Source organism: Leisingera methylohalidivorans DSM 14336, from assembly GCF_000511355.1.
Taxonomy (GTDB): domain Bacteria; phylum Pseudomonadota; class Alphaproteobacteria; order Rhodobacterales; family Rhodobacteraceae; genus Leisingera; species Leisingera methylohalidivorans.
Genome location: NC_023135.1, coordinates 1,233,030 through 1,253,978 on the forward strand (window position 1 = coordinate 1,233,030; position 20,949 = coordinate 1,253,978).

Here is a 20,949-nt window from a genome sequence, read left to right on the forward strand (position 1 = left end):
GCATTGGCACGCTTCGCTGCCTGTCCTGTTTTTCCGGCGTCTTTGAGGGGCGCCTTGCTGGCCTGTCTGGCATTGATCGCCTTGGCGGCAGGCGCCGCCGCAGAGGGCGAACGGCCGCGGAGCGGGCTGATGTGGAACCGGACCGGATTGCCTGCTGTTTTCCCGCTGCAGGTGAAAAGCCCGCCCGGGGCGGATTATTTTCTGGTGCTGAGCCGTGAAGACAGCGGAGAAGAGGCGCTGGCGGCCTATTTCGAAGGCGGTGCGTTCTTCAAGGTACTGGTGCCGCCGGGCCGCTATGTGCTGCATTTTGCCAGCGGAACAGGCTGGCAGGGCGAGGGGCGGCTTTTTGGTCCGGACACGCGGGTTTTCAAACTGCCGGAGGTGCTGGAATTTGCCATCCGCGGGGCAGGGATCAAGGGCGGGCACAAGGTCACCCTGACCCGGGGCGGTGCCTATTTGCAGGCGGCGGTCAAGGAACAGTACATCTGCCAGGTTGCCAGTCCGGACGGACCGGCGCCGGTGCCCCGCCCGCTGCAGGACAGCCGGCACCTGTTCCGCCCGGGCGGTGATCCGCAGTTAAGATGGGGCCTGCATCTGCGGTGGCGGCTGGGGCTGAGGGCGCCTGAGGCGGGCACGGCGGAACAATTGTGGCAGCGCAGACGGTTTATGCTGGGCAGCCCGCTGCTGCCCCGGCGCCAGGCGGCGGGGCACGGCCCGGTCCCCAAGCGGGCGGAAATCCGGTTCCGGTCCTATTCTGTGCGGCCGCGGGTCTGCGGCTGAGGTGCCCGGACGGGACGGAGGTCAGTCCCCGCCGCGGTCCTTCATCAGCCGGTCGGCCTTTTTGCGGACCAGCACGCTGCGCAGGTCATGCATGGCCAGCAAAAGCGCGTCGGTGACGTCCTCCAGCTGCGCGTCGGTGGCCCGGCTGTTGGCCCAATGGGCGGTGAGGTTCAGGTGGTCGATGGCGCGGTGGATGTCGTCGGTATCGCGGGCCGCGAGGGTGGCGGCGCGGGCTTCCATCCAGGACTTGATCTCGGTGATGTCCTGTTCGGACAACTCCCGCTGGCCATGCGGTTTGATCTCGCCGTTGCGGATGTTCACAACGGCGATCTGATCCATTTCGATCCGCCGCTGGCGGTTTTCGGTATCCACCCGAAAGACAAAAGCGCCGTTTTCACGGACGCGGAAATAGTATTCCGGCAGGTCGGCGCTCATGTCTTGTTCTCCGGTCAGGTCAGCGCGGCGCAGAAGGCCTGGATGCGGCTGCAGGCCGTCTCCAGTGCTGCGTCGGATGTAGCGTAGCTGACGCGGAAGTTGGGCGACAGTCCGAAGGCGGCGCCGAACACCACGGCAACGTCCGCCTCCTCCAGAAGCGCGGTGGCGAAATCCTCGTCCGTTCCGATCACCTTGCCTGCGGGCGTGGTCTTGCCGATCAGCCCGGCGATGGAGGGGTAGACGTAGAAGGCCCCCTCTGGCACGGGGCAGGAGATGCCGTCGATTTCATTCAGCATCGACACCACCAGATCGCGGCGGCGGACGAACATCTCGTTGTTCGGTGCCAGAAATTCCTGCGTTCCGTTCAGCGCCTCAACCGCGGCCCATTGGCTGACCGAGCAGGGGTTGGAGGTGGATTGCGACTGCACCTTGCGCATGGCGGCGATCAGCGGTTCCGGGCCCGCGGCATAGCCGATGCGCCAGCCGGTCATTGCATAGGCTTTGGACACACCGTTGCAAGTGAGGGTGCGGTCATAAAGCGCCGGTTCGACCTGTGCGGGCGTGCAGAATTCGAACCCGTCATAGGCGAGGTGCTCATACATATCATCGGTCATCACCCAGACATGGGGATGGCGCATCAGCACCTCGGTGAGCGCCTTCAATTCGTCCCGGCTGTAGCCCGCACCGGTGGGGTTCGACGGCGAGTTGAAAATGAACCATTTGGTTTTCGGGGTGATCGCGGCCTCCAGCTGACCGGCGGTCAGCTTGAAATTGGACTGAATCGAGGTCTCGGCAATCACCGGCGTGCCGCCGGCCAGCAGCACCATGTCCGGGTAGCTGACCCAATAGGGCGCGGGAATCACCACCTCGTCGCCTTCGTTCAGCGTTGCCATCAGCGCGTTATAGAGCGTCTGTTTGCCGCCGGTGCCGACCGACACCTGTGCGGGCGTGTAGTCCAGGCCGTGGTCGCGCTTCATCTTGGCGCAGACCGCCTGTTTCAGCTCGGGGATGCCGTCGGGGGCGGTGTATTTGGTCTTGCCCGCGGCAATGGCGGCGACGGCCGCGTCCTTGATGTTCTGCGGCGTGTCAAAGTCCGGCTCACCGGCGCTTAGGCCGATGACGTCGCGCCCGGCGGCCCGCAGCTCGGCGGCTTTTGCGGTCATCGCAATGGTCGGTGACGGTTTGACGCGGGATAAGGTCTCGGACAGAAAAGACATTGGCTGTGGCCTTGGTTTGTATGTTTTGCAGAACTGTCATAGGGTGCGGCCGAATGGCGATCAAGCCGCGTTGAAACTGGATTTAGGAGAACTGGCAATGACTGAGCAGAGCACAGACTGGTACGGTCCGGACGCAGCAACATTTGGCGACCGCGTGGCGACCGCGTGGCGGCCGCACGGGAAGCCGCCGGGATGACCCAGGGTCAGCTTGCGCGCCGGCTTGGCATCAAGAAATCCACTCTCAGCGCCTGGGAGCGGGATCTGGCGGAACCGCGTGCCAACAAGCTGACCACGCTGGCTGGCGTGTTGAATGTCTCGATGTCGTGGCTGCTGACCGGCGAAGGCGAAGGCATGTCGGAACCGGCGCCGCTGGAGCTGGAAGCCGGTGATTTTGCAAGTGTTCTGAGCGAACTGCGCGATCTGCGCAGCGAAATGCGCCAGAATGCGGAACGCGCAGCGCGTTTGGAGAAAAAACTGCGGGCGCTGCTGCAGGTCAATGACGGCCAGACAACGGAAGTTGCCTGAGACTGGCATGCAGGAAGACCGTGCCATCCGTCTGAAGCGGCTGCAGATGCGCTCGATGCGCCGGGGTATCAAGGAAATGGATATCCTGCTGTCGGCCTTTGCGGCCGCGAATCTTGAGCAGATGAACGGGGCGCAGCTGGATCTTTATGACCAGCTGCTGCTCGAGAACGATCAGGATTTATATCAATGGGTCACTGGTCAGGCGGCACCGCAGGAGCGGTTCCGCGCGCTGGTGGCCGATATCGCGAAGACGTACCAAAAATAATAAAATCCCAGCTTAACTGATTTTTGGGGAATTGTTGGCATCTTGTCTCAAGAGCAAATTCGAGTCGGAGATGCGAATGAGTATGGAATTGCCAATCGGCCAGACAGACCGCAAAGGGTTCATGACTGGCTACCTGGAGGCGCTGGGTCTGCTTGAGCGCCTTCACCGTCTGCTGCTGGACGTCATCAAGGATGAGTTTGAGCGCGTCGGCGTGCTGGAGATCAATGCGGTCCAGGCGCTGTTGCTGTTCAATATCGGCGATAATGAAGTGACCGCCGGGGAACTGAAAACCCGCGGCTACTATCAGGGCAGCAATGTCAGCTATAACCTGAAGAAGCTGGTCGAGATGGGCTATATGCACCATCAGCGCTGCGAAATCGACCGCCGGTCGGTGCGCGTCCGCCTGACCCAGCGGGGCCGGGAAATCCGCGATATCGTGGCGGCTCTGTTCTCGCGCCATGCGGAAGGCCTTGAGGAGAGGGATGTGATCTCATCCGAAGGGATCGAGGACATCTCTACTGCACTGAAGCGGATGGAGCGTTACTGGTCGGATCAGATCCGCTATATCTACTGAGCCGCCGGTCGGGGTGTGAAACCCCTGCGGGCACCAGGCCGGGCAATGCCGGGACACCACCGGCGGGCCGCAGACAGGGTATGCAGACAGGGCATGAGGGGAAACCGTGCTCTGGACGTATCAAAGGGCAAAGTGCCGGGGGCCGCATGAAGGCCCATGGCTGTGGTTGCAGAAGCGGCCGCCCTTGTTACCGGGTTTGAGGGTTGCAGAAAGCCAATGAGCGGCGGCAGATGCCGCATGGAACGGGCAGCACCAAGGCGGCGCTGCGCCGGGTTTTTCGCGTTGCGGAGCGCGGTGCTGCCTTACCAATGGCCGGTGTTTTCCATGCTGGACCAGGGTTCTGCCGGGGCCAGCGACTCGCCGTTCTGCAGCAATTCGATCGAGACATTGTCGGGGGAGCGGACAAAGGCCATGTGCCCGTCGCGGGGCGGGCGGTTGATGGTGACGCCATTGTCCATCAGGTGCTGGCAGGCGGCATAGATATCATCGACACCATAGGCGAGATGCCCGAAATGGCGGCTGTCATCGGGCAGCGCATCATCGCCGTCCCAGTTGTAGGTCAGTTCCAGCGGCGTATCCTCCTGGCCCGGCGGGGCCATGAAGACCAGGGTGAACCGGCCCTGTTCATTCTCCCAGCGGCGGGTCTCCTGAAGGCCCAGAAGCTCATAAAAAGCCATCGATTTTTCCAGATCCTTCACCCGGACCATAGTGTGAAGATATGTGAGCGGCATGGGGGTCTCCTGTCATTCTTTGCGGGAACATTAGCGGCCCATGGCGTGAAGGCCAGCGAAAGCGCCGCGGAATTCTTAGAATTTTGATTCGACGCCCAGAGAGATGGAGAATTCCGAGCTGTCAAAACGGCTGTGGTTGGAGCTGCGCTTGCCGGCTCTGACCCGCAGCATCGGCGCAAAGCCCGCGTAATCATACTCTTCAAAGAACAGGTTCAGGTCCGCATAGACCGACTGGTCCTGCCGCCCGCCGGGTATCGGCTTCTAGGAGGTTCCGTCGTGAAAGACGTGCAGCGGATAATCGGCCGTTCCAAGAATGAGGCCGGTGCTGACCCTGGCCGGACCAATCGGCTGGCCAAGCGTATAACCAAGCCGGAAAGTGGCCGTTCTGCCATTTGAGTTGACACTTTCTGCCTGGGTGTCCCGCAGGCCAAGCGAAACACTTAGGCTGTCACCACCTTCCAGCTTGCGGGACAGCGACGCGCCAAGCCCGAAAACATCAGCCTTAAGCGAACTGAAACGCGGATCAAGGCGATGTTCGGCGCTGCCATCGATTGTCAGGCGGTCTTTGGGGGACAAGGCCCAGCTGCGCGCCGCAGACAGTTTTGCCAGGTTGTAATTCCGCTGACCGCCATACCAGGAGGTCGCGGCTGTCAGAGCGATGCGGGCGCTGCCGAGCCGTTCAGCAGGTCCGGCTGCAAAGGCATGGCCCAAAGTGATCTCGCCGTAGGTTGAGCCAAATTCAGAACTGCGGGGGGCGGTTGTGCCGGTCCGGGCGGCGAGACCGGCGGCCTTTGCCTTGGCAGCGGAGGACAGGGCAACGCGCTGCACATAGAGGCGCCCGCTTAGCAATGTCTGACTGGTTTCGTTTTCCCGCAGGCGCCGGCTGATACCTGCATCGATGGTTCCGATGATGCCGGAAAGGGCAACGGCCCGCGGCCCTAACCGGTTTTCGTGTGAAGACAGGCCATCGATTTCCTGCGTTGCGGCGTCCGATCCGTTGTTCACGTTATTTGACGGTTTCAATCCGCCGCTCAGCCGGAAAGACCAGGGGCTGATACGACGCAGGGCCTGGTAGTCCTTGGCGATCAGCGCGTCGGCTTTTTCGTTGGGGGCATGCACCGCGGTGCGGCGCAGCCAGTACTGCGACAGCACCGGGCTGCCGCCCTGAAAGGCCAGACGGGAGGCCAGCTGGGCCATCTGGTACTTGGTGGCGCTGTCAGGAGCAAAGCGATAGGCGCGGACAGCGGATTTGCGGCCCTTGGCCGGCTGGCCCGCCTGGGCAAAAGCCGCAGCCTGGAGATGCCATGCCGCATAATTTTTGCGATCCGCCTGCAGCAAAGCGTCCGACAGCCGCAAGGCCAGCTGAGGATTGCCGGAGTTCAGCGCATGAGCGGCCAGAATATGCCCCTGCTGGACAGACAGGTGCATCTGAGGCTCTGCGCCTTCCTGTGCGTGGGGCTGGACCGTTGCCAGCCCCAGCAGCAGGCATGCCGCGATGGCCTTGCGCATGGGTTAAGGGTCGGGCTGGTTGCAGACCGGATCGGGGCTGGCGCCGTCGCAGGAGCCAAGCACAAAGACGCCGTATTCCTCGATATCAGCCCCGGTGCCGCCGCTGAGGGCGCTGATATGGTTGGTGGCGTGGATCGAGCCGGCCACAGCAGCTGCATCCGTGCCGGCAAAGACGCCGCCGTATTCCCCAACGCCGATGTTGGCGATGGAGGCCTGGCCGTTAAAGCTCCCGTCAGAGGCAATAGCGGTGGGATCGAGGTTCAGGGTTTCCACTGCGGTTCCTGGCTGGTCGGTGATCCGCCGGTTGTAAACTGTGCCTTTGACCCGGTTGTCGGAGAAGTCGGCATTGATAAAGACGTCCCCGGTGACTTCAGCCGCCTGGCCGGGGAGAATGGTGGGGTCGGTTCCATTTGTCGGGTCGATGAGGTCTCCGCCGTCGCCATCAATGTTCAGCAAGCCCACATAGGTGCCGGCATAGCTGACAATGCCGCCAGCGCCCTGTTCAGTGTTCGGCGCCGAATATCTTCCGTTGCGGCCGTAAGTGGTGCCGCCTTGGTAAAAGCCGAATTGCCCGCCGGTCACAACCACGGTGGCAAAGCCGCCTTCGACCTCGCGCACATAGGCGGTGGAATGTTCCGTCAGCGCATTGTCCTGGACCGTGTAAGCTTCGTACCCAACCCGATCGAGGGCCGGTTTGCGGACATATGTGGCAGTAAAAGGGGTTTCATCGAGTCCAACGCCGGTCACTGTCAGCGTCTGATTGTCGGCATCATAGCTGACGCTGTCCACATCGTTTGCCAGAGCTTCAGGAATTGTCCCGGTGGCGTCGGTCGGATCGTCGTCTTCGGTAACGAAGGGGTTGCCCCCGCTGCACGCGGACAGCGCGGTGACAACCGCGAGCCCCAGCCAATAGCGCCTCATCTGCCTCTACCTCAAAATGTTTTATCGTTTTGCGCCACATTCGGTGCGGGCAGAGCCATTGTCAATTGAGCAGACGGCATTTGGACGCAACCGTGGCGGATGCGCTACCTGTATGTGGCTTTTATTTCGGGCCGGCCGGGCAGATGTGGTATGGAGAGCGTGGCGCAGAGGTGTTTTTAACGCTTGGCGCCCGGCGGCGCAGCCGTTATGCCGGGGCGTGAATTTCCGGTGAAAATCCTGGGGGCAGCCATGCAACAGTATCCCGGCCGGCGCTGCCGCATTCCGGGCCGCGGGACGCCTCTGGAGCATTCCGGGGCGAAGGGGAACGGTGGTCCGGAGCTGGTCAACGGCCACCAGTGGCGCCGGTTTCCGCGGTTGCGGCCTGCGGGCCGAAATCAAGTGTTAAAACTGTCCGGGAGCGCTATGGCGGTAGAATGCGCTATGACCCGGCACGCGATATTCATTATGATTGAAACGGGCTGCCACGCAGGTTTCTGTTGATGGCAAAGAATGTGGAGGCATAGGCATGCGGCATCCGGAGTATCAGTACCTGGATCTGATCGAACGGGTCCTGGAATACGGGGACGAGCGGGTTGACAGAACGGGCGTCGGCACCCGCTCGCTGTTTGGCGCCATGGTCCGCTTTGATCTGTCGGATGGCACCGCGCCGATTCTGACGACCAAGCGCGTCTATTGGAAAACCGCGATCAAGGAAATGCTTTGGTTCCTGACAGGGGGAACCAATATTCAGCCCCTGCTGCGGGAGAACGTCCGGATCTGGACGGACTGGCCGCTGGCGGCTTACCGCCGCGAGACTGGGGAGAGCGTCACGCAAGAGGAATTCGAGCGCAGGATTGTCGAGGATGACGGGTTCGCAGCGCAATGGGGTGAGCTTGGCCCCGTGTACGGCAAGCAGTGGCGGCGCTGGATGGGATCCGACGGCCGCGAACATGACCAGATCGGGACGCTGATCCGGGCGCTGCGCGAAACCCCTGCGAGCCGGCGTCTGCTCTTTCACGGCTGGAACGTTGCGGAACTGGGAGAGATGGCGCTGCCGCCCTGCCATATGGTCTATCAGTATCATGTGACCTCCGACGGGCGTTTGAACTGCCTATTGTTGCAGAGATCGGTCGATTTGCTGCTGGGCGCGGCCTTCAACTATGTCGGGGCTACTGCGCTGCAGCTGATGCTTGCGCAGCAAGCGGGCCTTCGCCCCGGCGAATTGGTCTGGGTCGGAGGGGATGTGCACCTCTACCGCAACCATTTTGACCAAGCGCGTGAGCAGCTGGGGCGTGAACCTCGGGCGTTGCCGAAGATTTCGCTGGCCAAACGTGCGGAGAGTATTGACGACTACCGGATTGAGGACTTCGAGGTCGAAGGTTACGATCCCCATCCGCACATAAAGGCCGACGTCGCGGTGTAGGCTGAATGCGGGAAATGAGGTTGATTCCCGCACCAAGCCTGGCAATTCCGGCGGCCAAGGGCCCGAAGAAAAGCCGCCGTGCAATTTTTGAAGGCCGCTATCTTTCCGGAGGCGTTGCCGCAGCTGCGGATAAAGCGGCGCGTTGACACGAAATGCGGTTTCATCTTCGGTGATTTCAAGGCGCTGAACTTTCCCCCCCCGCTCCGGCAATCAAAGCGACGGTTGCGGTTTGACAAGCAAGGAAGACACTCATGATAACTCTGATCGCTGCGCGGGCGCGCAACGGCGCCATTGGCAAGGACAATGATATCCCATGGTTTGCACCAGAGGATCTGAAAGCGTTTCAGCGTGAGACGCTGGGCGGCGCCCTCATCATGGGCCGGAACACCTGGGACAGCCTGCCGGTTAAGCCGTTGAAAAACCGCCTGAACCTGGTGGTGTCTTCCAATCCTCGGGCGGCCGGGACCGTGCTGCCGTCAATCGGGGCGGCAGTGCAGGAGGCCTATGCGCAAGGCTACCGCCGGGTCTATGGCATTGGCGGCGAAGGCATTTACCGGGGCATGCTGGAGATGGCGGACCGGCTGCTGATCACCGAGGTGGATCTGACGGTTGAGGATGCGGACGCCTATTTCCCGGACTTCCGGCAAGAGGAGTGGAGCAAGACCGGCGAAACGGTGCTGCGCGAAAGCGGTCCGGCCTGTGTGATGGCCGAGTATCTGCGGCGGGGCTGACCGGCTCTTTTTGCCTGCGCCCAGTCGGATTCCGGGCGCAGTGCAGATTAATACATCAAAGCTCTTTCAGCTCTGCAGCCATTTGGCGGCCATCGCGGCCTTCGGACAGCTCGTAGCCGACTTTCATGTTGTCGGCGAGGCCGGTCATGCCCGACCGTTCCACCGCGGAAATGTGCACGAACACATCCTTGCCGCCTTGATCGGGTTCAATAAACCCATACCCTTTGCTGGTGTTAAACCACTTCACGGTGCCACTTGGCATTTCCCGCGTCTCCTTCTACTTTGCACGTCGCCTTGAGGCTTCCCAAGACATCCGGCCCGTCCCGTTGTCTGAAGCGAGTGAGGCAAGGCCAGACAACTTTGAGTGTTACACGGGCTGTTCGAAAATCAAGAAAAACCGGCGAGTTCTACCATAAATTGTGTGCGTTTCGCGGGGAGGATGGAGGTTTTATGAAGATCTATGGGCTGAAAAACTGCGATACATGCCGTAAGGCGTTGAAGAAGATTGAAAATTCAACTCTGGTGGACATTCGTGCCGATGGCATGCCAGAGGGGCTGCTGGAGACGGCCTATGCGCAATTCGGCGCGAAGCTGGTCAATACGCGGTCAACCACCTGGCGTGGTCTGAGCGAGCAGGAGCGGGCAGGTGCGCCGCTGGCGCTGCTGCGCGAGCATCCGGCGCTGATGAAGCGGCCATTGATCGACCGCGACGGGGAATTATTCCTGGGTTGGGATCAGAACACACAGGCGGCTCTTGGCGGAACTTGACCAGCTGCCTATGTCGGTAGCGAAAGTTTTGGGAGAGGCATTATGCGCAACGCAGCCCTGGTTTTGGGGATCATCGCCGGTGTTTTTGGCATGATCGTGGGCTTTTTCGGCTATGGCTACACCGCGGCAGTGGAGCATTTCGGCGAGGTTGAAGGGCTGGCCGAACAGGTCGATAATGTGGAACAGCTGCGGCTGCTGGCGGTGCTGGCGCCGCTTCTGGCGATCGCCGGCGGTGCGATGGCGCGGGCGCGGGCGTTGTGGGGCGGGATCCTGTTGCTGGGATCGGCTGCGGGCATGTATGCGGGGTTCGGACTCAATGTCTTTACGATCTTCCCGCTGAGCTTTGCCGCTGCGGCCGGGCTGATGGCGCTGGCGGCGGGTAAGCCGGATGAGCCCAAGGCGCATTTCTGAGGCACGCCGCCCGGCACTGAAAAAGGCGCCGCTGCCGGGGGCAGGGCGCCTTTCCTTTGCCGGGGCGGCCCGGTCAGGCGATTGCCGGTTCCATCCGGCGGCGCAGCAAAGCATCCACCGACAGGGCGCCTGCGCCTTTCACCACCAGATAGGTCAGCACAAAGATCCACAACAGTCGCTGATCCAGGATTGCGGCATCCGGGAAACGGTCGAAAAGGGCGCCCAGCGTCTTGTCGTCTGTGGCGCCGTGGCCGACGACATCGGTGAGGGATTGAACGATGATAAAGCCGATCATGCCGAAGGACGCCAGGCGCGTGGCCAGGCCGATCACGATCATCAGCGGCAGGATAAACTCGGCGTAGGTGCCTGCAAGCACCACCAGTTTCTGCAACAGGCCGAATTGCGAGACATCATAGCCCGCAGCCTCCAGCTGTTTCGGGAAGATCTGGCTGTAGGCACCGATTGAGGGGGTGAACAGGCCGGAGAAACCGTCGCCCAGCTTGGTCAGGCCGGAGTTCCAGAAATACAGCAGCAGCGTTGACGCAAAGACAAAGCGGGCGGCCAGCGGCATCAGCCGCTCTCCGGCCCGTTCCACCAGGTCGAAAACGGCGTTGTGAATGGAGACAAGTGCGTGCATGGTCTTACCCTTTGCTGTCCAGTCCGGTTATCGCGCCGCCCTGCAACAGCAGGGCCAGCGTGGCACCCAGGTCGAATGTTTGGTCTTCGGCGGCGGCCTGATCCAAAGCCTGGCCGATGCTGGCACCCGTCATCAGGGCGCGGATCCAGGTTGCGCCGGCGGGCGGCGGGACCTGGGGAATGGGATCGTATTCGGGGCGGGTGATCAGCACATCCTGGGCCTCTGCCTGGGGCTTGGGCGCGCCGTCTTCGGTGTTGTAGCGCCAGAGGCCATGAACGGGCCAGGGCGAGCGCAGCACCTGCACCGCCGGGGCCAGCTGCAGCCGGGCGTTCATCAGCGCGTCCGGCGGCAAGGCGCCAAGCGCCTCGGGCGGGATGGGGGCGGCGTCGGCGGCGTGATAGGCGCGGCGCAGGGCCAGTTCCAAACGGGCCACATCGCCAAGGTAGCCGAGGTGCTTGAGCTGTTCCATGCCTTCCAGGAATTCCGGGAAATGCTTGCCGTAGAACATCATCAGCGGCGACGACGGCGGGTGCCGGCGCAGGTACAGCCCTGCCAGCCCGTCCATGTTCTGCTTGCCCAAAAGCCTGGCAATCACCGGAAAGGCGCTGTGCATCGCTTCGGTCAGCGACACGGCGATATTGTTGCGGTAGACGCTGAAGCGGCGCCCGGCGGGCCGGGCGTGGTGATCGGTCAGACCGTCCGGAACCGGCAGGTCTGCATCCATCATGGCGCGGGTGAAGTCTGCTTGGGATACACTCATGCCGGGACGCGCTCCAGCGCGGCTGCGGCGCGGGCGGCCTCGGCCTCCAGGGTGGGCCAGTCCGGCACGTCGTTGTCCCATTCGACCAGCACCGGCTTGGGTCCGGATTGGGCGAGGGTATAATCCAGCAGCGCCCAGACCGGATCCACCACCGCGCGGCCGTGGCTGTCGATCAGCAGGGGGCGGCCATGGCCGTCTTCATCCTCGTCATGGCCGCCAAGGTGGATTTCGCCCACCTTCTCGAGCGGAAAGGCGTCGATGTAGCCCTGCGGCGAGAAATCAAGGTTGGTGGCCGAGACAAAGACGTTGTTCACGTCCAACAGCAGCCCGCAGCCGGTCCGGCGGGAGATTTCCGCAAGAAACGCCGGCTCGGACCAGGTGCTTTCGGCAAAGGCGAGATAGCTGGAGGGGTTTTCCAGCAGCATCGGCCGTCCGATGGTGTCCTGCAATTGGTCGATGTGATCGCAGATCCGCTGCAGGCTGGTGTCCGTATAGGGCAGCGGCAGCAGGTCGTTGTAAAAGCGGCTGTCATGCGTGGACCAGGCCAGATGCTCGGAGAAACTGGCGGGGTTCAGCCAGCCAACCAGGTGTTTGAGCCGGGAGAGGTGGCCGGCATCCAGCGGGTCTTCGCCGCCGATGGACAGGCCGACGCCATGCACTGACATGGCAAAATCTTCGGCAAGGCGGCGCAGCTGCGCAAGCGGGCGGCCGCCATCCCCCATGTAGTTTTCGGCGTGGATTTCCAACCATTTGACAGTGCCCGGATCCGCAGTGATCGGGGTGAAATGCTGCGGCTTGTAGCCAACGCCGGGGGCGGCGGGCAGCCTGTCATGTGATGCGGCGTCAAGCATGGGAAGTCCTGTGTCCGGAGGCAAAAGGGGCGGGAATTCAAACTCCCGCCCCCGGATTCAAGCGGCCCTTATGCCGGCTGGTCGCGCTCCAGCGGCTCCAGCGAGCCTTTGCGCTCGGTGCCGTCAGCCATGGCCGGCAGCTCAAGGCCAGTACAGGTGCCGGCGTCAACCAGCGTCCAGGCGTTGCCCTGATAGTCGGTGGTCGAGGTGCCCGCGCAGGTGGTGCCGGGGCCGGCCGCGCAGTCGTTCTGGCCAGCCAGCGAAACGCCGTAGCATTTTTCCTTGGTGGCGGCGGCAGCGGGCATGGTCGAAGCAGCGGTCAGAGCGGCGGCGACGGCGCCGGCGACGGCCAGGGATTTTGCGGTATTCGACATCTCGTGAATTCCTTTCGGGTTAACATGCGGTGTCGTGATGACAGGCAAAGCCTAACCCGCGGTTTCCGGGAATTTAAGTCACGACCCCGTGTCTCACGCCGGCGTCAGGCTATGTGAGGGCGGCCAACTGCATAGAGCGTTGGTTTCAGGGGCTTTTGCCGGCCTTTGAAACAAAACGGCCCCCGAATGGGGGCCGCTGATGCTGATCTTGCGGGGAAATGTTACAGAAGGTCCGGCGGGGTTGCTTCCTCCGCCAGCGCCTTTGTAACATTTTCCAGGGAGTCGACCTTGGTCTGCTTTTCGCCAAGACGGCGGACGGAGACGGTGCGCTCCTCCACCTCGCGGTGGCCGACGGCGAGGATGACCGGCACCTTGCCGACCGAATGCTCGCGGACCTTGTAGTTGATCTTTTCGTTGCGGATGTCGGCCTCGGCGCGCACGCCTGCCTGTTTCAGTTCCGCGACGACCTCCTGCACATAGTCATCCGCCTCGGAGGTGATCGAGGCGACAACCACCTGCCGCGGCGCCAGCCAGAACGGCAGCTTGCCTGCGTGCTCTTCGATCAGGATGCCGATGAAGCGCTCGAAGGAGCCGAGCGTTGCGCGGTGCAGCATCACCGGGCGGTGCTTGGCGCCGTCCGGCCCGATGTAGGTGGCATCCAGGCGCTCGGGCAGCACGAAGTCCACCTGCAGGGTGCCGCACTGCCAGTCGCGGCCGATAGCGTCGGTCAGCACGAACTCCAGCTTGGGGCCGTAGAAGGCGCCTTCGCCGGGGTTCAGCTCATAGGCGCAGCCCGCGGCCTCGGTTGCGGCCTTCAGGGCTGCCTCGGATTTGTCCCAGACCTCGTCCGAGCCGGAGCGTTTTTCCGGACGGTCGGAGAATTTGACCGAAAACTTCTCGAATCCGAGGTCCTTGTAGATGGTGGACAGGAAGTCGATGAACTTCTTGGTTTCCGCCTCGATCTGGTCTTCGGCGCAGAAAATATGCGCGTCATCCTGGGTAAAGCCGCGCACCCGCATGATGCCGTGCAGCGCGCCCGAAGGCTCATAGCGGTTGCAGGAGCCGAATTCGGCCATCCGCAGCGGCAGGTCGCGGTAGGACTTGAGGCCCTGGTTGAAGATCTGCACGTGGCAGGGGCAGTTCATCGGCTTCAGCGCGTTCACGGCCTTTTCGCGGGCGTGTTCCTCGTCGACTTCGACGATGAACATGTTTTCCTGGTATTTCTCCCAGTGGCCCGAGGCCTCCCACAGCTTGCGGTCGACGACCTGCGGGGTGTTCACCTCGACATAGCCGCCGCGGTCCTGCTGGCGGCGCATGTAGTCCTGCAGCTGGGTGTAGATCTTCCAGCCGTTCGGGTGCCAGAAGATCTGGCCCGGCGCCTCTTCCTGCATGTGAAACAGGTCCATCTCGCGGCCCAGCTTGCGGTGGTCGCGCTTGGCGGCCTCTTCCAGCATGGTGAGGTGGGCCTTCAGCTTTTCCTTGCCGGTGAAGGCGACGCCGTAGATCCGCTGCAGCATCGCGCGCGAGCTGTCGCCGCGCCAGTAGGCGCCGGCGATCGACATCAGCTTGAAGGCATCGCCCGGCAGCTGGCCGGTGTGCTGCAGATGCGGGCCGCGGCAGAGATCCTGCCAGTCGCCGTGCCAATACATCCGCAGCGGCTCATCGCCGGGGATGCTTTCGATCAGCTCGACCTTATAGGGTTCGCCCAAGTCGGTGTAATGCTGGATTGCGCGGGTGCGCTCCCAGACCTCGGTGCGGACCTCATCGCGCTTGTTGATGATGTCCTTCATCTTTTTCTCAATGGTGCCGAGGTCTTCGGGGGTGAAGGGCTCAGCCCGGTCGAAATCGTAGTACCAGCCGTTTTCAATCACCGGGCCGATGGTGACCTTGGTGTCGGGCCAGATTTCCTGCACCGCGCGCGCCATCACATGCGCCAGGTCATGGCGGATCAGCTCGTTGGCCTGGGCCTCGTCCTTCATGGTGTGGATGGCAATGGTGGCGTCGCCTTCAATGGGCCACTGCAGGTCCCAGTGCTGATCATTGACGGTGGCGGAAATGGCCTTTTTGGCCAGCGAGGTGGAAATGCCGGAGGCCACCTGCGCAGGGGTTACGCCTGCGTCATAGGATCGTGCATTGCCATCGGGGAAGGTGAGAGAGATTTGGGCCATTGTCTGGCTGCTCCTCGTCGGTTTGGCGCCCACAGAACGCCCGGTTGCGGGTATGTGTTTGGTCCGCGCGTTTTGCGGTCAAAGCGGGGGCAAGTCAAGACGGGTTTGCATGCCGCTGCAATTGCCCCGGAATTTTCCATTGTGTGCCTGTGCATGCCATTGCACATATGTGTATACAGGTAAGCAATTGAAAAGTAACAAAAAAATATTGCAATGCAAAACGGCTTGGGGCAGGGTGGCCAGAAGATCTGAACCCATGGACATACCCGGAGGAGTGTTCCGATGACCCGCCCGAACCCGAACTTTGACCTGACGGTTGAGGATGTGGACCTGATTGAAACCGCGCTTTGCCAGTCACAGAAGATCCTGGCGCAGCGCCGCCTGTCTTACGAGCATTGCGCGCATGTCGAGGGCGGGCCGAGCGGTGAAAAGGCGCTGCGGGTTGGAGAGACCTTGAGCCGGATTCAGGAACTGCTTGGGCGCTTGAGTACTCAGAAAACCGTTTCCAGCCCGGCTGCAAGCGTTTCGTGACCGCGTCCAGCGGGGTTTTCTGAACGCGGCTGCAAAGCGAAAAGAGGCGAGGGGCCGGCCCCTCGCGCTCCCCGGAGTATTTTAGACCGGAAAGTAGCCGGATCAGTTCGATGCGAAGGCGGGGACGCCTTCGCGAATCACGGCGGAATAGTCCGGGGTCACGCCGTGGGCCTGGGCGATCGGGGTGATGCTGCCCAGGGCGCGCAGCTCGCCGATTGTGCGGGTCTGGTCGAGCACACCTTGTTCCCATGCGTAATCCGGCAGGTAGCCATTGGCCAGAACCCGCCAGTCCAGCGGCACTTCGTCCGCAAAGGCGCGGATCATTGTCATCACCACGGTGGAGCAATTGGTGGTGAGCGAATTGTACCACTCTGGCCGGGCGGCAAGGCTGTTGGCGGCGTCGACATATTGCATCAGCAAGGTGCGGGCGGTTTCGGGGCTGACGTCAATGCGGAACAGCTGCACGTTTTCGCCGCGGGCGTTGGTGCGGGTTCCGATCACGTCGCGTTCATCGGCGGCCAGGATCACCAGGGTGTTGGACTTGAACAGGTCGGCAATGGGAGAGAAGCCGCCGCCGGCCTGGCGCCGCACCTCAACCGACCAGGCGATGTGATCGCCGTTTTCAAAGCCGAAGCTGACGATCATATGCGCCATTTGCGGCCCGGCCCAATAGGACATGAACAGATCCACCGTGTCGAGCGCGGTCAGGTCATAGCTGCGGGTCTCCCAGCGTTCGCTGTAGTCTTCTGGCGTCTGCCAGGCAAAGTTGCGCACATCCGTAAGCGTGAGCGTGTTGCCGTCAACCTGGCCGGTAACCTGGCGGGCCACGTCGGGGGACCAGTTGCGTTCGGAAGGCGGCACGAGGGTGGACCACCACAGGATCACCGCGGCCAGTGCCAGGGTGAATGCGGCCAGCGCACGCAAGGCACGCCTGCGGAGCAGCCCGGCGATGACGGCAAGGCCGAACAGGGTGAATCCGCCTGCCAGCAGGCCGCGCGGTATCGGGCCGAAGGGCAGCCGGTACCACAGCGCCAAAGCCGCCCAGGCGGTGGCCAGGGCGACGGCCAAAATGGCGGCGGCGATCACAGCGCCTTTGATGAGTCTGAACATGCCCTGGGTCCCTTGAAAATTTTTGCGGACCATAAGGAGGCAGGCGGGGGGCTTGCAAGCAGGGAGTGCCGGCGCTTGCGGGGCAGGCGCCGTCATGCCACATTTCAGGAAAAAGGACAGGAGACCAGCGACATGCCCGCCACATCTTTCCTCGAGACCGCCCAGGGCCGCAGGATTGCCTATCACAAGAGCGACGGGCAGGGGCCATGCGTGGTGTTTCTGGGCGGGCTGAAATCCGACATGGAGGGCACCAAGGCGGTGCATCTGGAAGCCTGGGCCAAGGCGCGCGGTCAGGCCTTTCTGCGGTTCGACTATTCCGGCCATGGTGAAAGTTCGGGCACGTTTGAGGAAGGCTGCATCGGCGACTGGCACGAGGATACGCTGGAGGCGGTGGCGCATCTGACCGATGGGGACATCGTCCCGGTGGGGTCATCGATGGGCGGCTGGCAGGCGCTGCTGCTGGCGCGGGAGGTGCCGGAGCGGATCAAGGGGATGGTCACCATCGCGGCGGCACCGGATTTCACCGAGGACGGGTACTGGGCCAATTTTACGGACGCGCAGAAGGCCGAGCTGGAAGCCCAAGGCTATGTGGAGCTGCCCAGCGATTACATGGAGCCCTATCATGTCTCCAAGCGGATGATCGAAGACGGGCGCCAGCGGCTGGTGCTGCGCTCGCCCTTGTTCCTGCCCTTCAGGACGCGTTGCCTGCAGGGTACGGCGGATACCGCCGTGTCAACCGGGACCGCGCTGCGGCTGCTGGATCATGCCGCCTGTGCCGACATGCGGCTGACCCTGGTCAAGGACGCCGACCACCGGTTCTCGGATGAGGCTTGCCTGACAATGATCGAAGACGCCGTTCTGGACATTCTGAGCGGGGATTGAAGCGGCGGGTACTGTGCATAGGGCAGTCCGGTTGTTGAAATGATTTTGCAGGAGCGGCGGCAGGGTATCGCGGCGGCGCTGCGGATGTGGTTGCAGAGGCATGGGATTGACTGATGGAACAGAGGGTAAGCCTGATTACGCTGGGTGTGCCGGATATGGAAATGGCGGCTGCCTTTTACGAAGCACTGGGGTGGCAGCGTGCTGAAAGCCCGGACGGGGTGATTGCCTTTGATCTGATCTCCCAGACCTTGGGGCTGTATCCGCTGGCGGCGCTGGCGGCTGAGACGGGTCTAGCAGAAGCAGAGCTGGGCACCGGTGCGGTGACGCTGAGCCACAACACCCGCAGCAAGGAGGACGTGGCTGCGCTGCTGGCGGCAGCAGAGGCGGCTGGCGCCGAAGTGCTGAAGCCTGCGCAGGATGTGTTCTGGGGCGGGCATCACGGCTATTTCCGAAGCCCGGACGGGCACATCTGGGAAATCGCGTTCAACCCGTTTTCAGAACTGGCCGCCAATGGCGCCTTTTGCTGGAACGGCTATTAGGCGAGGCACCGCGGCGGCAGCAGCTTTCTAAATCCTCGCAGCCGGGAAGTTTTTCTTGATCCCGGGGGCTGTTCTCCGCAGTGTTAAGGCAACGGGTGGCAGGCAAACCGCGAGGGCAGGATATGCCTTATGACCAGCAACCGTGCCGGGAACCTTTGGTTCTGCTGCCGGGGATAATGTGCGACGGCCGGATTTTTGACGCTCAGGTCAGGAGTTTTTCCGGCAGTATGCCCGTGATGGTGCTGCCGCTGGCGGGCGGCGACACGGTGGAAAAGATTGCCGCCCGGATGCTGGCCCATTTGCCGCCGCGGTTTGCCCTGGCAGGCGTGTCGCTGGGCGGGATCGTGGCGATGGAGCTGCTGCGCCGCGCCCCTGAACGGATCAGCCGGCTGTGCATCATGGGCGCGAACCCGCTGGCGGAAACGCCGGAGCAGGCCGCCGACCGGGAACCGTATATCATAGCAGCCCGGACCGGACGGCTGCAGGATGTGCTGCGCGAGACGCTGCCGCTGGAGGCGCTGGCGCCGGGGCCGGGCAGGCTGGAAGTCCACAACCTGTTCTGCCAGATGGGGATGGAACTGGGGCCGCAGATGTTTGTGGCGCAGGCCCGCGCGCTGCAGCGGCGGCTGGATCAGCAGGCGACAATGCGGCGGGTGCATGTTCCGGCGCTGGTATTGGCCGGGGAGCATGACACGATCACCCCGGTCGCCAAACTGCAGGTGCTGGCGCAGCTGATCCCGGATGCGCAGCTGCAGGTGATCGCCGGGGCCGGGCATTTGCCGGTGCTGGAGCAGCCCGACGCCGTGAACCGGGCGCTGCTGCACTGGCTGGCCGTGCCGGTGTCCTAAGAGTAAAGTTTTGCGCGCTGGTCTTTGCAGAGCAATTCGGGCTCGGCCACCGGTTTGCCGGTGGCTGCATCGAAGAACGGCGTTTCCCGCCAGCGGCCGGACAGGCGCGACGTGATCATCCGGCTGAGAATGCCCCAGGCCAAGACCCCGCCGCCCTTGGTCCGGGTCTGTTTGCCGGTAACCGGGAGGAAGGCCTTGGCGCGGATTTTGCCAAGTGCGGATGTGTCCTGAAACAGGTCTGCCCGCATCCCGGCAAAGGGCAGCGTGGGCTTGGCCAGGGTGTTTGCAAACGGCGTGCCGCAGCAGGATGCGTACCAGCGCAACGGCCCGCGCGGTCCAAAGCGCAGCGCTTTCAGATGCGCGGCGCCCTGGGTGATGGTGATGCTGTCCGGCGCCAGCTGGAACAGGTCGACCGGATCCGGCGCCGGGTCGGGGCGGCCGTGGTGCAGCTCATTGGCGCGGCAGTCGGCGCAATAGCAGACAACACGGGTGCCGTCTTTGATGCCCTGCGCTGACACTTCGCCGCGCAAGGCCCCGCAATTGCAGGAAAACGCCAGCCCGTCCCCCATGCTGTCAGGCAGCCGTGTTCTTGTTGGCAGGCTTGCGGCCCGGTTTCCGGCGGCTGTTGGCGTTCATGAAATCGATCACCAGCGGGCGGATGTTGTCGCGCCAGCTGCGGCCGGCAAAGATGCCATAGTGGCCCGCGCCCGGCTCCAGGTGGCTGGCTTTCATGCTGTCAGGCAGGCCGGTGCAAAGATCCAGCGCGGCGACGCATTGGCCGGGGGCAGAGATATCATCCTTGGCGCCTTCGACAGTCTTTACCGCCACATTGGTGATTTTGCCGATGTCGACCTTGTGGCCATTCACAACGAATTCGTTGCGGGCGATCTCGCGTCGTTTGAAGACGCGCTCGACAGTGGACAGGTAGAATTCCGCGGTCATGTCCATGACAGCCAGATATTCGTCATAGAACCGGTTGTGGGCGTCGTGATCCGACGCCTCGCCGCGGGACACGCGCTGGATCTGGTCCACGAAGGCCCTGGAATGGCGTTCGCCGTTCATCGACATGAAGGAGGCCAGCTGCAACAGGCCCGGATAAACTTTGCGCCCGACGCCTTTGTTTTTGTAGCCGACCCGCTGGATCATGGTTTCCTCCAGCTGGCCCATGGTGACGCGGCGGCCGAAATCGGTGACCTCGGTCGGGGTGGCGTCCGGGTCCACCGGGCCGCCGATCAGCGTCAAGGATGACGGCTGCGCCTTGGGGTCCTGTTCGGCCAGATAGGCGGTGGCGGCGAGGGTCAAGGGAACCGGCTGGCACACCGCGACAACATGGGTGTCCGGCCCCAGTTCGCGCATGAAGTCGACGAGGTAAAGCGTGTAGTCCTCGACATCGAATTTCCCTGCGGAAACAGGAATGTCGCGGGCGTTATGCCAGTCTGTCACGTAGACTTCACAATTGACGATCAAGCTTTTGACCGTGGACCGCAGGAGGGTGGCGTAATGGCCGGACATCGGGGCAACCAGCAGCACCTTGCGCGGCTGTTCTTCGCGTCCGTTTACCTTGAAATGGATCAAATCGCCGAACGGCCGTTCGACCACAGTGGTGATGTCCACCAGATGGTCCTTGCCGTCTTCGCAGGTGAAAGTGCGGATGCCCCAGTCCGGTTTCACCACCATTCGCTGGTAAGTACGTTCCGTTACTTCACCCCAGGCGGCCATCCAGCTGAGAGCAGGGTTTGGCAAGGCGGAAAAGACCGGGTAAGATGCCATGGAGAGCGCGGTGGCGCCCAACCATTGGTTGGTGTTCCGGACTGTCTCCATCAGATCGTAGGTCATCATGTATCGCATGCGTGTCTCCTTCGGGCTTTGCCCCTGCGTCATCGGACCATCAAATCCGGAACATTGGACCAATCGCCGCTTCGCCCTGAAAAATGCAGAAGAGTATTCTGCATAGCAGAA

25 protein-coding genes and 1 pseudogene are annotated in these 20,949 nt (G+C 62.6%); 12 read left to right on the plus strand and 14 right to left on the minus strand.

Annotated elements, in window-relative coordinates; genetic code table 11:
• Positions 1-3 precede the first annotated feature (3 nt).
• The gene (locus tag METH_RS06080) at positions 4-780 is read left to right on the plus strand and encodes a hypothetical protein (RefSeq protein ID WP_206777821.1); all 777 of its coding nucleotides are present in this window, start codon (positions 4-6) and stop codon (positions 778-780) included.
• 21 nt (positions 781-801) lie between these two features.
• Here the strand turns inward: METH_RS06080 and METH_RS06085 are convergent, their stop codons facing one another.
• Positions 802-1,215: a hypothetical protein gene (locus METH_RS06085; protein ID WP_024089548.1), complete on the minus strand. Its 414-nt coding sequence runs from the start codon at positions 1,213-1,215 to the stop codon at positions 802-804.
• A gap of 14 nt (positions 1,216-1,229) precedes the next feature.
• On the minus strand, positions 1,230-2,432 hold the full coding sequence (locus METH_RS06090; protein WP_024089549.1) for a pyridoxal phosphate-dependent aminotransferase: 1,203 nt from the start codon (positions 2,430-2,432) through the stop codon (positions 1,230-1,232).
• Between the two features lie 97 nt (positions 2,433-2,529).
• On the opposite strand from METH_RS06090, the pseudogene METH_RS06095 reads away from it, so the two are divergent.
• From METH_RS06095 to METH_RS06105, 3 genes and pseudogenes are all read left to right on the plus strand, one after another.
• Positions 2,530-2,957, plus strand: a pseudogene (locus METH_RS06095) (helix-turn-helix domain-containing protein).
• 7 nt (positions 2,958-2,964) lie between these two features.
• Positions 2,965-3,222, plus strand: coding sequence for a succinate dehydrogenase assembly factor 2 (locus tag METH_RS06100; RefSeq protein ID WP_024089550.1), 258 nt, complete (start codon positions 2,965-2,967; stop codon positions 3,220-3,222).
• Positions 3,223-3,298: 76 nt separating this feature from the next.
• Complete coding sequence (locus tag METH_RS06105; protein ID WP_024089551.1) at positions 3,299-3,796, plus strand: MarR family winged helix-turn-helix transcriptional regulator; 498 nt, start codon at positions 3,299-3,301, stop codon at positions 3,794-3,796.
• A gap of 302 nt (positions 3,797-4,098) precedes the next feature.
• Here the strand turns inward: METH_RS06105 and METH_RS06110 are convergent, their stop codons facing one another.
• The 3 genes from METH_RS06110 to METH_RS06120 form a co-directional block, all read right to left on the minus strand.
• The gene (locus METH_RS06110) at positions 4,099-4,527 is read right to left on the minus strand and encodes a VOC family protein (protein ID WP_024089552.1); all 429 of its coding nucleotides are present in this window, start codon (positions 4,525-4,527) and stop codon (positions 4,099-4,101) included.
• 261 nt (positions 4,528-4,788) lie between these two features.
• Positions 4,789-6,036, minus strand: a complete 1,248-nt coding sequence (locus METH_RS06115) for a hypothetical protein (protein ID WP_245602962.1) — start codon at positions 6,034-6,036, stop codon at positions 4,789-4,791.
• A gap of 3 nt (positions 6,037-6,039) precedes the next feature.
• Positions 6,040-6,957, minus strand: a complete 918-nt coding sequence (locus tag METH_RS06120) for a hypothetical protein (protein WP_024089553.1) — start codon at positions 6,955-6,957, stop codon at positions 6,040-6,042.
• Positions 6,958-7,483: 526 nt separating this feature from the next.
• On the opposite strand from METH_RS06120, the gene METH_RS06125 reads away from it, so the two are divergent.
• Positions 7,484-8,380, plus strand: a complete 897-nt coding sequence (locus METH_RS06125) for a thymidylate synthase (protein WP_024089554.1) — start codon at positions 7,484-7,486, stop codon at positions 8,378-8,380.
• A 251-nt stretch (positions 8,381-8,631) separates the two neighbouring features.
• On the plus strand, positions 8,632-9,111 hold the full coding sequence (locus METH_RS06130) for a dihydrofolate reductase (protein ID WP_024089556.1): 480 nt from the start codon (positions 8,632-8,634) through the stop codon (positions 9,109-9,111).
• Between the two features lie 55 nt (positions 9,112-9,166).
• Here METH_RS06130 and METH_RS06135 read toward each other — a convergent pair whose 3' ends face one another.
• A complete protein-coding gene (locus tag METH_RS06135; RefSeq protein WP_024089557.1) occupies positions 9,167-9,373 on the minus strand; it encodes a cold-shock protein in 207 nt (68 codons plus the stop codon).
• Positions 9,374-9,561: 188 nt separating this feature from the next.
• On the opposite strand from METH_RS06135, the gene METH_RS06140 reads away from it, so the two are divergent.
• Positions 9,562-9,879, plus strand: a complete 318-nt coding sequence (locus METH_RS06140) for an ArsC/Spx/MgsR family protein (protein WP_024089558.1) — start codon at positions 9,562-9,564, stop codon at positions 9,877-9,879.
• A gap of 42 nt (positions 9,880-9,921) precedes the next feature.
• Complete coding sequence (locus tag METH_RS06145) at positions 9,922-10,290, plus strand: hypothetical protein (protein WP_024089559.1); 369 nt, start codon at positions 9,922-9,924, stop codon at positions 10,288-10,290.
• Between the two features lie 73 nt (positions 10,291-10,363).
• Here the strand turns inward: METH_RS06145 and METH_RS06150 are convergent, their stop codons facing one another.
• From METH_RS06150 to thrS, 5 genes are all read right to left on the minus strand, one after another.
• Positions 10,364-10,927, minus strand: coding sequence for a DoxX family protein (locus METH_RS06150; RefSeq protein WP_024089560.1), 564 nt, complete (start codon positions 10,925-10,927; stop codon positions 10,364-10,366).
• 4 nt (positions 10,928-10,931) lie between these two features.
• The gene (locus METH_RS06155) at positions 10,932-11,687 is read right to left on the minus strand and encodes an HvfC/BufC N-terminal domain-containing protein (protein WP_024089561.1); all 756 of its coding nucleotides are present in this window, start codon (positions 11,685-11,687) and stop codon (positions 10,932-10,934) included.
• Entirely contained in the window at positions 11,684-12,538 is an 855-nt protein-coding gene (gene bufB, locus METH_RS06160; protein WP_024089562.1) for an MNIO family bufferin maturase, read from the minus strand. Before bufB ends, METH_RS06155 begins: the two co-directional genes overlap by 4 nt.
• A 68-nt stretch (positions 12,539-12,606) precedes the next feature.
• Positions 12,607-12,912: a BufA1 family periplasmic bufferin-type metallophore gene (locus METH_RS06165; protein ID WP_024089563.1), complete on the minus strand. Its 306-nt coding sequence runs from the start codon at positions 12,910-12,912 to the stop codon at positions 12,607-12,609.
• 221 nt (positions 12,913-13,133) lie between these two features.
• Positions 13,134-15,080 carry a threonine--tRNA ligase gene (thrS, locus tag METH_RS06170; protein WP_024089564.1) on the minus strand — a complete coding sequence of 649 codons (1,947 nt, stop codon included), beginning with the start codon at positions 15,078-15,080 and terminating at the stop codon, positions 13,134-13,136.
• Between the two features lie 282 nt (positions 15,081-15,362).
• On the opposite strand from thrS, the gene METH_RS06175 reads away from it, so the two are divergent.
• Positions 15,363-15,611, plus strand: coding sequence for a hypothetical protein (locus tag METH_RS06175; RefSeq protein ID WP_024089565.1), 249 nt, complete (start codon positions 15,363-15,365; stop codon positions 15,609-15,611).
• A gap of 102 nt (positions 15,612-15,713) precedes the next feature.
• Here the strand turns inward: METH_RS06175 and METH_RS06180 are convergent, their stop codons facing one another.
• A complete protein-coding gene (locus METH_RS06180) occupies positions 15,714-16,721 on the minus strand; it encodes an Lnb N-terminal periplasmic domain-containing protein (RefSeq protein WP_024089566.1) in 1,008 nt (335 codons plus the stop codon).
• Positions 16,722-16,853: 132 nt separating this feature from the next.
• Here METH_RS06180 and METH_RS06185 point away from each other — a divergent pair, with 132 nt between their 5' ends.
• From METH_RS06185 to METH_RS06195, 3 genes are all read left to right on the plus strand, one after another.
• On the plus strand, positions 16,854-17,603 hold the full coding sequence (locus METH_RS06185; RefSeq protein WP_024089567.1) for an alpha/beta hydrolase: 750 nt from the start codon (positions 16,854-16,856) through the stop codon (positions 17,601-17,603).
• A 113-nt stretch (positions 17,604-17,716) separates the two neighbouring features.
• Complete coding sequence (locus tag METH_RS06190) at positions 17,717-18,142, plus strand: VOC family protein (RefSeq protein ID WP_024089568.1); 426 nt, start codon at positions 17,717-17,719, stop codon at positions 18,140-18,142.
• 122 nt (positions 18,143-18,264) lie between these two features.
• Complete coding sequence (locus METH_RS06195; RefSeq protein ID WP_024089569.1) at positions 18,265-18,990, plus strand: alpha/beta fold hydrolase; 726 nt, start codon at positions 18,265-18,267, stop codon at positions 18,988-18,990.
• Here METH_RS06195 and METH_RS06200 read toward each other — a convergent pair.
• Positions 18,987-19,559, minus strand: a complete 573-nt coding sequence (locus tag METH_RS06200) for a DUF6151 family protein (protein WP_024089570.1) — start codon at positions 19,557-19,559, stop codon at positions 18,987-18,989. The genes METH_RS06195 and METH_RS06200 overlap by 4 nt on opposite strands.
• A gap of 4 nt (positions 19,560-19,563) precedes the next feature.
• Positions 19,564-20,838 (minus strand): polyhydroxyalkanoate depolymerase, encoded by a 1,275-nt coding sequence (phaZ, locus tag METH_RS06205; RefSeq protein ID WP_024089571.1) that lies wholly within the window; start codon positions 20,836-20,838, stop codon positions 19,564-19,566.
• Positions 20,839-20,949: the final 111 nt, after the last annotated feature.